This is a genomic window from Pseudohongiella sp. (genome assembly GCF_040877505.1).
Taxonomy (GTDB): Bacteria; Pseudomonadota; Gammaproteobacteria; order Pseudomonadales; family Pseudohongiellaceae; genus Pseudohongiella.
This window is the reverse complement of record NZ_JBBDNQ010000006.1, coordinates 105,661-118,088: the sequence shown is the minus strand read 5'-3', so window position 1 is coordinate 118,088 and position 12,428 is coordinate 105,661. Positions and strand designations below refer to the sequence as shown.

10 protein-coding genes are annotated in these 12,428 nt (G+C 56.1%); 1 reads left to right on the top strand and 9 read right to left on the bottom strand.

All coding sequences use genetic code 11. The annotated features are described in order from the left end of the window. Nucleotides 1-17: 17 nt before the first annotated feature. The 3 genes from WD071_RS00710 to WD071_RS00700 form a co-directional block, all read right to left on the bottom strand. Nucleotides 18-1,022, bottom strand: coding sequence for a zinc-binding alcohol dehydrogenase family protein (locus WD071_RS00710; RefSeq protein WP_368046360.1), 1,005 nt, complete (start codon nucleotides 1,020-1,022; stop codon nucleotides 18-20). Between the two features lie 132 nt (nucleotides 1,023-1,154). Then, nucleotides 1,155-2,801: a hypothetical protein gene (locus WD071_RS00705; RefSeq protein WP_368046359.1), complete on the bottom strand. Its 1,647-nt coding sequence runs from the start codon at nucleotides 2,799-2,801 to the stop codon at nucleotides 1,155-1,157. Between the two features lie 184 nt (nucleotides 2,802-2,985). Next, nucleotides 2,986-3,435 (bottom strand): Hsp20 family protein, encoded by a 450-nt coding sequence (locus tag WD071_RS00700; protein ID WP_368046358.1) that lies wholly within the window; start codon nucleotides 3,433-3,435, stop codon nucleotides 2,986-2,988. Between the two features lie 437 nt (nucleotides 3,436-3,872). Here WD071_RS00700 and WD071_RS00695 point away from each other — a divergent pair, with 437 nt between their 5' ends. Beyond that, entirely contained in the window at nucleotides 3,873-4,649 is a 777-nt protein-coding gene (locus WD071_RS00695; protein ID WP_368046357.1) for an SDR family NAD(P)-dependent oxidoreductase, read from the top strand. 90 nt (nucleotides 4,650-4,739) lie between these two features. Here the strand turns inward: WD071_RS00695 and WD071_RS00690 are convergent, their stop codons facing one another. The 6 genes from WD071_RS00690 to WD071_RS00665 all read right to left on the bottom strand — a co-directional run bounded on the left by WD071_RS00690 (nucleotide 4,740) and on the right by WD071_RS00665 (nucleotide 12,132). Beyond that, nucleotides 4,740-6,446: a hypothetical protein gene (locus WD071_RS00690; protein ID WP_368046356.1), complete on the bottom strand. Its 1,707-nt coding sequence runs from the start codon at nucleotides 6,444-6,446 to the stop codon at nucleotides 4,740-4,742. A gap of 155 nt (nucleotides 6,447-6,601) precedes the next feature. Next, the gene (locus WD071_RS00685) at nucleotides 6,602-7,642 is read right to left on the bottom strand and encodes an endonuclease/exonuclease/phosphatase family protein (RefSeq protein ID WP_368046355.1); all 1,041 of its coding nucleotides are present in this window, start codon (nucleotides 7,640-7,642) and stop codon (nucleotides 6,602-6,604) included. 95 nt (nucleotides 7,643-7,737) lie between these two features. Continuing rightward, nucleotides 7,738-8,871, bottom strand: a complete 1,134-nt coding sequence (locus tag WD071_RS00680) for a dihydrolipoamide acetyltransferase family protein (protein WP_368046354.1) — start codon at nucleotides 8,869-8,871, stop codon at nucleotides 7,738-7,740. Nucleotides 8,872-8,880: 9 nt separating this feature from the next. Further along, nucleotides 8,881-9,846, bottom strand: a complete 966-nt coding sequence (locus tag WD071_RS00675) for an alpha-ketoacid dehydrogenase subunit beta (RefSeq protein WP_368046679.1) — start codon at nucleotides 9,844-9,846, stop codon at nucleotides 8,881-8,883. Nucleotides 9,847-9,949: 103 nt separating this feature from the next. Next, nucleotides 9,950-11,056 (bottom strand): pyruvate dehydrogenase (acetyl-transferring) E1 component subunit alpha, encoded by a 1,107-nt coding sequence (gene pdhA, locus WD071_RS00670; protein ID WP_368046353.1) that lies wholly within the window; start codon nucleotides 11,054-11,056, stop codon nucleotides 9,950-9,952. 53 nt (nucleotides 11,057-11,109) lie between these two features. Beyond that, a complete protein-coding gene (locus tag WD071_RS00665; protein ID WP_368046678.1) occupies nucleotides 11,110-12,132 on the bottom strand; it encodes a Glu/Leu/Phe/Val dehydrogenase dimerization domain-containing protein in 1,023 nt (340 codons plus the stop codon). Nucleotides 12,133-12,428: the final 296 nt, after the last annotated feature.

Below are 12,428 nucleotides of genomic sequence, written 5' to 3'. Positions count from 1 at the left end.
GGATGGCAGGTTGGTAACTATGAGGCGCTAAAACCCTCGAGCACAACTTTGCCGACGGTATGTTCGGTCTTCATCGCATGATGCGCACGCTCCAGATTGGCAGCATTGATCGTGCCGTAATGTTCCCCCAGCGTTGTTTGCAGTACCCCCTTGTCCAGCAGGCCGGCCACCTCGCTCAACAATGTATGCTGGGCGCTCATGTCCGATGTGGAGAACAAGGGACGGGTAAACATGAATTCCCAATGCAGAGACAGACTTTTCTGCTTCATCAATTTGATATCCAGCGGTTCCGCCGGGTCATCTATCAGACAAATACGACCTTGCGGGCGCATCATGGACACAATATCGGCATAGTGCTCACCAGTGCGATTGACACAGGCAGCATCGGTAATATCAGCCAGACCAGTGCTGGCCAGTTGAGCGTGCAAGGATTTGGAGTGGTCAAGCACATGGTGGGCGCCCAGACGCTCTACCCAGGCTTTGCTCTGCGGACGCGACGCGGTGGCAATCACTGTCGCCCGGGTCAACTGTCGCGCCAGTTGCACCAGCATGGACCCCACTCCGCCACTGCCGCCGACGATCAGCAATACCCGATCGGCGCCTTCATCACCGCCGGGAATCTGCAGGCGATCAAACAGCATTTCCCAGGCAGTGATTGTGGTCAACGGCAGCGCTGCCGCCTCGGCATCACTCAGAGACTCAGGTGCCGCCGCGGCAATACGCTCATCAACACACTGGTATTCAGCGTTGCAGCCGCTACGGCTGACGTCCCCGGCGTACCAGACCCGGTCACCGGCCTTGAAGTTTGTCACCTCGGCGCCTGCGGCGACGACCCGTCCCACAGCATCCCAACCCAGCACCTTGGGCTTACCACCCTCCGGTTTGACACGTTCGCGAATCTTGGTATCAACGGGGTTGACGGCGATGGCAGTAACGGCAACCAGCAGATCACGGGGGCCCGGATCAGGCTTATCGGTATCAAAATCGAGCAACGGTCCGTCTGTATATCCTACAGCTTTCATATGACTATCCTGTTCAAACTTTTATCAGGCACTGATTAAAGTACAAACAGGCAGCGTTCGTCAAAGAGTCATTTATAATCCAATGTCTGGCCTATGGATCAGGGCGGTCGACAAATGCACCCGGCTATTCCGTTACAAGCCCAGCCAGGCGCGCAGCTGAGCTTCCGTCATGATGCCGCTGTGTGCCTCGAACTGATGATCAGCATCGAAATAGTAGCTGCGCGGCAGTTCCCCGAACCATTGCGGATCAATGCTGTAACGCAAGGGCGCAGCGTAGTCATCGGCAAACATCCACGATGTCATGTCAGCAAGCCCGTAGTCCTTCAGAAAGTCTTCGGCATCGGCCTGCAACTCAATGGCATCGGTGGACACCAGCACCAGTGGCAACGCGGGATGTTGTTCACGCATGCGTCCGAGCAGATCCAGCTCGACCATACATGGCGGGCAATCCACTGACCACAGCGCCAGTACAAACGGCTGCCCTTCCCGCACAGCCTTGATCTGCGCAAAACTCACGGCAGTAAATGGCTTGATGTCCAGTCCCGGCTCAGGCAGTGCCAGCAGTTGATAACCCTCATTGCGGCGATGCCAGCTCAGCCTCAAACCATCCGGCCCTGTCACCAATATTGGATGGTCGGATGCACCCATCGTACTGGCCAAAGATCGGGGCTCGCTCCAGTTGCCCCCCTCATCACGCGAGTACATCCACATCAACCGTGTTTCAATGCCATCAAAGCGTTTCCAGACCAGATGCAGCACGCCTTGCCACTCGGCAATTTGCGGGTGGCTGGCACCCGCACTGCCATCAATCTGGCGCAGCTGCCGGGTGTCACCCGATCCCAGACCATGTCTGCCATAATAAATACCCTTGTGGCGATCACCGGCACTGAACCAGGTCATATGATAGGCTGCTTCGTCACTGTCGGTAGCGCCCAGCACCATGGATGGCCCGTGGTGCGGGCAGGCATTGATCTGCCAGTCATCCACTGTCGCCCGACTGAAAACCGACCGTACCCCGTCGGGCCCCACACCCGCAATCGCGTGGTCGCGGGTGGTGCCGTCAAACACATGACGCCACATCAGAGCCATACCATCATCACCGTACGGTGCTACCGCGATGCGACAGCATTCGCAGCTGTGGTCTGCGACCTTGCGATTAGCGGCAAAGGTCTTGCCCTGGTCCTGTGAAACCGTGTAGAACACGCCGCTGCCCGTGTAGCTGTCACCGCGCTGGGCCGCATATTCGAGTTCACGCTTGTCCAGCCAGGTGAGGTACAGATCGCCAGACGCGGCCAGAAACAGGCTATCAAACCGGTGACTGGTCAGCAGACCATCGTCATTGATGGTTTGCACCGGCTCAAAGTTCCGGCCACCATCGGCGGACCGGGAAAAACGGATATCCCCGGTATGTTGCCCCCCGGTTTTCATGGTCCAGGACACGTAGATCATGCCCTGCGTATCGTCAATCACGATTTTGGGCCGGTTCTCGCCGTTGGTTTCGATGTTCTCCGGACTGTCATTCACTCGGACGGGCGCTGAAAAAGTGACACCGTCATCACCAGAGCTAACCACGTAGGCATGCTGTTCATGAGCAAAAATCACCCATAGCCGCCCGTCACTGTCGTAATCGGCACTGGGTGTCTGACCACAATCAACCGAGATCACGCTGGCCTCGCGACACGCGATATCCGCGCTATTCGCGCTGAGCTGTCCGGCGTGACCGGATATCACCACGGCCAGGGCGCTCATCAGGCATATTCTGAAAATTGTACTTAACATGGAACTCGCCGACACTCAGGGATTTAAGGGTCTTCAGTTTAACGGATAGCATCAGGCAAAGGGAGGCAGAAGGTTGCGACGTATTGTCGCACCGTTGTAATGAATGCTGGCTGCGGACAAAAAAAGGCAGCCCGGAGGCTGCCTGGAATTAACCTTCTTTCACGGAGTTGTCAGCTCGCTGACATTACTGGCCTTCAATCAGTTTGTCGGCAGACAGGCCGATCGGAATCTGCCTGGGTTTCATGGTCTCGGGCACTTCCCTGCGCAGCTCGATATGCAACAGGCCGTTTTCCAGGTTCGCGTTGACCACTTTCACATGCTCGGCAAGCTGGAAGACACGTTCAAAATTGCGTGCAGCAATGCCCTGGTGCAGGTACTGGCGCTCAGTGCTGTCTTCAGCCTTGTCGCCACGCACCTTGAGTGTCTGTTGTTCGGACTGGATGCTCAGCTCATCCTGATTAAATCCGGCAACAGCCATGGTAATACGGTATTCATCCTTATCCAGCCGCTCGATATTGTAGGGCGGATAACTGGGCTGGTTCTGGTCGCGCTGGGCGATGGAATCCAGCAGCTGGCTCAGGTGTTCAAAACCTACTGTGGAACGGTACAGGGGTGCAAAATCAAAATTTCTCATCGTTATATCCTCATCAAGCAATACAATTGTTACGGTTAATTTGCCATGCCCATCACCAGGATCGGGCATCAGGGGCCGGCCTCTTCATGAGCGCCTGCCCTGTCAACTTTTATAGGGGCAAAAAATTTGATTTCAAGCGCCGACCGAAAAAAATTGGCAGACATCGAACGGGTGATCTATAAACAGAGTGGGCGCACGGACGACGCCTGAAGCCTGTCACGGACGGTAGGCGGCCGGGCCTGCACTGCTTCCTGCTGGCCTGGTTTCCGGGGGCATTGAATCCTGCGCGGACACAATGCCCCCGGTCTTTTTTGCTGACCACCCACGCGATGTCTACGGCGCTTGCAGAACACAGGCACATGACCGATAGTCTGTTCCTGACTGACAGACCACTATCGCACCCAGGCAAAACAGGAGTGCCCAATCGAGGAAAAGTAATGACCCGAACTGTATTGATTACCGGCGCGTCTTCTGGCTTTGGCGAAGCCTGTGCACGAAAATTTGCGGCCTCCGGAGACAATCTGGTTTTAATGGCGCGCCGGCTTGAACGCCTCGACAGGTTGCAGACAGAACTGTCAGGCCATGTCCGTGTGCATACCGTAGGAATCGATCTCACTGATGCGGACGCATTGACGCAGGCAGTGCAGACATTGCCGGATTGGTGTCGAACGCCGGACATACTGATTAACAATGCCGGCCTCGCACTGGGCCTGTCATCCGCTCACGAAGCCGACATGCAGGACTGGGAAACCATGATCAATACCAATATCACAGCGCTGGTACGCATGACCCGTTTGTTGCTGCCCGGCATGGTGGCGCAGAATCGTGGCCACATTATCAATGTCGGCTCTACCGCTGGTAACTGGCCCTACCCCGGTGGCAATGTTTATGGCGCGACCAAGGCCTTTGTGCAGCAGTTCAGCCGCGAGTTGCGTGCGGATTTGCTGGGCAAAAACATCAAGGTCAGCAATATCGAGCCGGGGCTGGCGGAAACCGAATTCTCACTGGTGCGTTTCAAGCAGGATCAGAGCAAAGCCGACACTGTCTATGACGGCACCCAGCCCCTGACCGCACACGATATTGCGGATATCATTTACTGGGTGTGCAGCGTGCCCCCGCATGTCAATATCAATGCCATGGAGATCATGCCACTTTGTCAGGCCTGGGGGCCGCTGAAAACAGACCGCTCCATGGCTGCATCAGCATCGACCTGACAACGTAACCCGGGCCAGAGCCCTCAGCGTGGATGCAGAGAGCCCTCAGCGCGGATGTAAAGACCCATTCAGCGTGGACACGGAGAGCCATCAGCGTGGGCGCAGAATACGCACATAGTGGTTAAACATTTCATCCTGATCGCTCAAGCCCCATTGCACGGACACGTCCGGGTCGGCATTAAGCGGGTTGGCCAGTGAGTTGTCGTAGACTGTTTCCGCTTCCAGGCGGGTACCCGCCGGTAGCAGCATGGGTTGCTGCAAGCGATAAGTGAGCTGCCAATTGAAGTTGTAATTGGCCACATTCGCGATCAGTTCACGCTCACCATCGGGATAAATCGCTGTCATCTGCATGCTTTTGGCACGCCCGTGTGCATGCGGCGAAAAACTGCTCAGGTAAACATCGGCGTCCAGTGTTTTGCTCTGCGCCATCTCCCGATGTTCAGCAGCTCCGGCAGGAATATTGATGGCCTGATTAGCGATGACAATACTGTCAACCGTCATCCCGGGTGCCTGGTCCTGAAAATAAAGGCCTATACGAGTGCGATCCACCGTCTCACGACCGGACGTCAGATATCGAATCTTGAACGCCAGATTCCGGTTGGTTTCAAGCAAATAAGCGGAGCCATCCGGAAATGCATCGACCCGCTCACCCGGCACAAATATGCTGACGTACTCCGACACAACGGGGTCAATCAGGTCTGCGTCCGCTTCGATTGGAGCCGCTGCATCACGTGCGTAGATCATCAGGCTGTGCAGCACACTTTTGTCGCCAACGTCGTATGCGACTGCTCTCAACCATTTGTCTTCAGGGAGCGACAAGTCTGCACTCTCCAACAGAAAATCCACCACGCCTGTGGCCGGCAATGCCTGTGCAGGCACCTCAACAATCAGATCTGGCTCGCCCAGCGGCCAGATATCCTGTTCCGGCACAGGCTCAGCAAGCGGGTCAATGTCGCCACCCTGAGGGGCGCCCTGATCAATCCAGTGTATTAACATGGCCAGCTCTTCCGGTGGCAGTTCGTGCGTCTGCTGCCAGTCCCCGATGGCCCCGTCAATCTGACCTGGCGGCATACGCCGGGTCATCACCACCTCACGCATCATCGGGCTCCATCCCAGTACCATCAGATGCCGGTTCATTGCCCAGGGCGCCAGGCCTTGCTCAACATGGCAGTGCGCGCACCTGCGCTGCAACAACGGCGCTATATCGTGCTGGTAGGAGACCGGTTGCGCCTGCAACTGACGCCGAAAGTGATAGTCAATTTCGGCGCCGGAAGCCACCATCGTATCCGCGGTAACGCTGTCGCCGACAAGAATCTCCCTCAGCGCGTTCTGCAGATGCTCCGCCTGCTCTTCACCGATGTTGCCCGTCGCGCCAAGAGCGCTTCGGTACAGAACATCCTGCGAGCCCGGGTCAAATACAAACACCTCACCAAGATGTCGGGCCGACAGCGTCGTCAAGACAATCTGGGCCTCATCAATCAATACCGGGATGTCGACATTTTGCGCCGCTGCCATTGATTGCACAGCCATCCGGTCAGGGTCAGTCCCGGCATATAACAGGAAAAACAGTACCCTGACATCGCTCGATTGCTGCTTCAGTTGTTGCTGAATCTGTCGCAGTGCCGACGCTGCGCGCATCGATGTGTCATCGTTGTCCGCCATAACCAGCATCACCACAGCATCGTGTTCTGCGTACCGGCTCAATTGATGAAACTGCCCGTGCTGATCGAGCAAAGCAAAATCGCCACTGGCATGAGCATCAATCCAGAGCATCCCGGCCAGCACCAAAACAGCCATTTTTAAATTATTGCAAATAAAAAGAACATTACGATGAAGCATGTAGCTGACTCTCTCTGATTCGTTATCCCGTTGTCGCCTTGTGTTGTCATTGAACGCGATTTAAGCACGCAGAGTGGGTTTATGCTGCCGGATACTGATAAAGATTTAACGGATTATGAAATTTTATCCCGTGCCATGGATTTGTCGTCGCTGTCCGCTTCCAGCCCGTTATCCTTTTGCCCGTTTTCCGCGACAAACACAATCTCGGCAAAAATGGCAAAATGATCCGAACCGTAAGGTGCCAGTCGCTGCATCCCGGACAGTGTAAAGTGGTGACTGATAAACAGATGGTCCAGCGGCCAGCGGCAGAACCAGTATTTTGTATGAAAACTGTTGAACATGCCCCGACCAACACGCGGGTCAAGCAAGCCGCTGATTTTACGAAACAACCTCGTGGTTTCCGACCAGGCAACATCATTGAGGTCACCGGTTACCAGACGCGGCCCGCCCGCACCATCGGCCAACCGCGCAACGAGCACAAGTTCCTTGTCGCGTGGCCCCGAAGTCGCATTCTCGGTAGGGCTGGGCGGCGCCGGGTGCAGAAAATGCGCCTGAACCCGTTGCCCGGATGGCAACACGACATCCGCGTACATGGACGGAACGTCTTCTTCCACAAGATATTCCGTGCGGGCATTCACTAACGGCAGGCGGGAATAGACGTGCATGCCGTACAGATTGTCCAGCGGACACTTGATGCTGTAGGGGTAGTCAGTTTCCAGGGCATCCAGTTTTTGCTGCCACCAGCTGTCCGACTCAAGGGTCACCAGAATATCAGGCTTGAATGCGCGCACCTGCGCTATCAGCGCTTCAGCATCGCGATTGGTGGTCAGTACATTTGCTGTGATCAGGCTTAGTGTGTTGTCAGGATCTGGCGACCGGGCATCGCCGACCTCCTTTTTATGCCAGGGGCCATAGGGCAAGATCCACCATGCCTGGAGACACAGACAAAAAAGCAGCGCTGCCATAAGCGCCCAGGTCCAGCCCCGGGTCAAATCCAGTACGACCAGGTCTGCGGCCACCATGATCAGCAGGGCCACGGAAAATTGCAGGCGAGGGAAATCCAGCGACCGTATCAGCCAATGTTCATTACGCGAAAGTGGCAACAGACAGGCGAATATCAGCAGAATGTTTGCCCACAGCAAAACAGTGTTCATCTGGCGGTCGCTCTAGTTAGTCAAGTACAGACAATCACACTAGCCTATCTGCCACTGACGCGCCACCCCGCACAGGCGGATGACCAAGCCCGTATTCAGGTCTGGGCCAGATCCCGCATCACAATGGCCAGAAAACGCGCCGCTTCACCGCCGCTCGCCGCGCGGTGATCGAAGGTAAGTGACAGCGGCAGCATGCGATGAACCAGCGGTTTACCATCAACCGCCACGACCTCGTCACGCATGCGGCCAGCACCCAGAATGGCGACCGTTGGCGGCACAATGACCGGATTGGCGTAACGTCCGGCAATCGTACCGAAGTTCGATAAGGTAATGGTGGCCCCGCTCATCTCCTGCGGTGGTATTTTGCGGGATTTGACGGCCTCACGCAGATTGTCCAGGCCCTTGCGCAAATCCTTTACCGAACGTCCGGAAATATCCCGAAGCACAGGCACAAACAAGCCGTCAGGCGTATCCACAGCAATACCCAGATCAACCCGCTCGATCAGGCGCAGAGACAAATTGTTGCCATCAAACCAGGCGTTGAGTTGTGGCGCCTCCTTACAGGCAACACCGATGGCGCGTACCAGGCGCATGGTCGGATCCTCACCCTTTTTCCAGGCATGAATATCAACGTCATCGTATAACGTGACACCCACAACTTCGGAATGCGCCCGTGCCATATTTTTGGCCATGACCCGGCGCACGCCCTTCAATGTATGTGCTGTACCAAAGTCATCACGCACCTGCGCTGCCTTTTCCACGTCATCGGCCGTGATCAGTCCGTGAGTGCCCGACCCTGCCACCTGGGTCAGATCAACATCCAGGCGTTTGGCCAGTGCCTTGATCAGCGGTGTGGCGAGTATCCGGTCACTGTTGCGGCTACCCGCCTGCACAGAAACATTCTGCTCCGGGCTGCCAATAATAAAGTCTTCGGTTTCAACTTCCCGGCTACCGGTTTTTACTTTACCAACAACTGTGCCACTGTCGTCATCCTGCGCATCCGCATACTCCAGCAACGGTTCACCAACATGCACCTGGTCACCTGCGTCACCAAACAGGGTCAGAATTTTACCCGCGCATGGCGATGGTACATCAACAATGGCTTTGGCAGTTTCTACCGACAGAATCACCTGATCTTCCGCGACAGTATCACCGGCCTTGATATGCCACTCTACAATTTCGGCTTCCTGCAGACCCTCGCCGAGATCGGGCAGTTTGAAGTATCTCATGCCAGCTCCTTATGCATTGTCCAGTGTCACCCTGGCCGCTTCGACAATATCGCGGGTCGACGGCATGTACAGGGATTCGTTTTGTGGGTACGGCATGGGGGTATCGTAGCCGGTCACACGCTGGACCGGTGCACGCAAATACAATAACGCTTCTTCAGCAATTCGCGCGCTGATTTCCGAACCCACACCAAAACTGCGTGGCGCCTCCTGAATGACCACACAGCGGCCGGTCTTTTCCACTGATCGGCGTATGGTGTCCATATCAAGCGGACTGATGGTGGCAACATCAATGACCTCTGCATCCACGCCCTGCTGTTCAAGCTCTTTAGCCGCCAGCAGGGTCTCATGAATCATGGCGCCCCATGACACCAGCGTCAGATCCTTGCCCTGGCGCAAAGTGAAGCAGGTGTCCAGCGGCAGGCCCTGGCCATCATCTGTAATCTGTTGCCGCACCATTCGATAAATGCGTTTTGGTTCCAGAAACACAACCGGGTCGGGGTCCTGAATGGCTGACAGCAGCAGACCGTAAGCCCTGGTCGGTGATGAGGGTATGACCACACGCAAACCGGGCATGTGGGCAAACATGGCCTCAGTGCTTTCCGAATGATGTTCGGGTGCGTGAATGCCACCACCAAACGGTGCCCGCAACACCATGGGACAGCTGAGCCGGCCCCGGGTACGATTGCGCAAACGCCCGGCATGACTCAGCATCTGTTCTACGGTGGAATTGATAAACCCCATGAACTGAATCTCCGCGACGGGGCGCATGCCCTGACTGGCCATGCCGACGGAAATGCCCGCAATCAAGGCCTCGGCCAGCGGGGTATCAATAACGCGCTTATAACCAAAGGTCTCACGCAGACCCAGCGTGGCACGAAATACGCCACCGTTGATACCGATATCTTCACCCAATACCACAACATCGGGGTCATCATTCAGCGCACGACGCAAGGCCAGATTTACAGCCTCCACCATGGTTACTACATGCACATTGTCGCGCTTGGTTGCCTCTGCATCTTTCGTAGCTTTTGAATCTGAGGGCTTTTTTCCGGGCCGACTGACAGACCTGGTTGCAGATTCAACTGTCATGATGTTTCCCTCCCTGCGCGGCATTGTCACGTTCCAGACGGGCCAGCAAATGTTCACGTTGTGCCAGCAAAGGCGGTGTCATGTTGGCAAAAACATAAGCCATGAAATCGTCAGCCGCCTGGGGCGGTGTCTTCAGATAGGCAGTTACCGCTGCATCCACTTCCTGCTTCACTGCCACAAGCAAGGCCTGCTCCTGCGCGGGCGTCCATTGCCCGAGATCATGCATATAGGTCTGCAGGCGTTTGACCGGATCAAAGTCCCAGGCTTTATTCACCTCGCTGGCCTCTCGGTAACGGGTTGCATCATCAGCCGTGGTATGGTCGCTCAGGCGGTAGCTGACTGCTTCGATCAAGGTACCGCCCTTGCCGCAGCGCGCTCTTGCCAGGGCGCTGCGGACAGCCTGATACACGGCCACCACATCATTGCCGTCTACCTGCACCCCTTCAATGCCGACCGCCAGCGCTTTTTCCGCCAGGGTCCGGGTCGCAGTCTGCAGGCTGCGCGGCACCGAAATGGCCCATTGATTGTTATTGACCACCGCTACCATGGGCAACTGCCAGACACCGACCAGGTTCAGCGCTTCATACACATCACCGCGTGACGTGGCACCATCACCACAATTGGCAACCACCGCCTGGCGAATACCCCGACTCTTCATCGCTGCCGCTATGCCGGCGGCATGACTCATTTGTGTGCCAATCGGTACACTATTGGGAAAATCCCGGGCCGCTACGCCCTCAAACAGGTTGCCTCGTTCATCACCGCCCCATACCTGCAGGATCTGCTCCAGCCTGACACCCCGTATCGCCTGAGTAGCCTGGTCCCGATAGTACGGTACCAGCACATCCTCATTTTGCATGGCCATGCCGATACCCGTACCTATTGCTTCCTGCCCAAGACAGGACGGGTAGGTATGCATCTGCCCGGTGCGTTGCAGGGCAACCGCTTTTTTATCCAGCTGCCTGATCCGCACCATGTGCTGATAACTTTTCTGCAACCAGGCAACATCGATATCATCTGGCAAGGTCCGTACTGACTTGCCCCTGGCGTCTATGAATCCGAGTTTACCGGGGGCCTGATCAAGATCATCGAACATGCTCTGCTCCTCTGCGACCCTGTGGCCGCAAAAATGATTGAGCTAGCGAATTGCTAGTCAAACAACAAAGATTCGGCCACCCGATTGGCAATCTGTTCGGGGGAAACATTGTCGGCGCGGCTGCGCTCAAACAGATCCGTCAGCGTGCCTCCCAGGGCGAGTGTTCGCTGATTGATTTCACTGGCTGGTTTTTTCAGGTAGCCCAAGGACACCTGAATCAGTCCACCGGCATTGATGACATAGTCCGGGGCATACAGAATGCCCTTCTTGTGCAGCACCTCACCTTGCCCGTCATCGCTGAGCTGGTTATTGGCAGCGCCGGCCACAATCGAACAGCGCAACTGCGGAATGGTCCTGGCATTGATAACGCCGCCAAGACCGCAGGGCGCAAACAGATCACAGTCAACTCCATAGATACTGTTACTGTCCACCGCCTCGGCACCAAACTCGCTGACGCAGCGCTGTACCCGCCGCTCATCAATATCGCTGACGATCAGACGGGCACCATCCTTATGTAACAGAGCAGCCAGGGCATACCCGACGTTTCCCAGGCCTTGCACGGCAATGCGCAGACCCTTGAGCGACGTCCTGCCCAGCTGATGCTGCACGGCAGCACAAATGCCGGCGTAAACACCCAGCGCGGTCACCGGTGACGGATCGTGACCGTCTCTGGTGGTTCCGGATACATACGGTGTATTCAAGGCCACCTCATCCATGTCTGTGATCAGACTGCCACTGTCTACAGCTGTGATGTAGCGGCCGCCCAGATCATGGATAAAGCTGCCAAAGGCCTGGAACAATTCCTGTCGGTCGAACGGCTCCAGCGGTTTAAGAATCACCGCCTTGCCACCGCCTTGCGGTACATTGGCGATGGCAGCTTTGTAGCTCATACCTCGTGCGAGCCGGATCACATCCTCTATGGCATCATCATCGCTGTCATAGGTAATGAAGCGACAACCACCCAGAGCGGGACCCAGTCGGGTATTGTGGATAGCAATAATGGCACGCAGGCCGGAGGATTTATCGTGGCGGAAATGCAGTTCGTTCAGATCAGCACGTTCGATTTTGTCGAACATACCGTCGTACGCAGGCGCGTACACGCGGTCTGGCTTGCTCATGGCTGTCTCCTGGGTGCATTCAGACTTTGTAGGTCTTTCGCACAAGCCTGGGTATCGGGGGTGGTGATATCCGGGCCGGATGATTGAAGTCCTGAGCATATATCGCCCAAAGACGGCTGTCTACAGCCAGCGTGCCAGACTGTTGCCTGCGAGTACCGATGAGTTGAACTTGACAGTGTTTCGCAGGCTCGCTAAAAAGGTTGCAATTTTTAGCCCGGATGACATCAGGATGCAGGCAGGCAGTACATCATCAA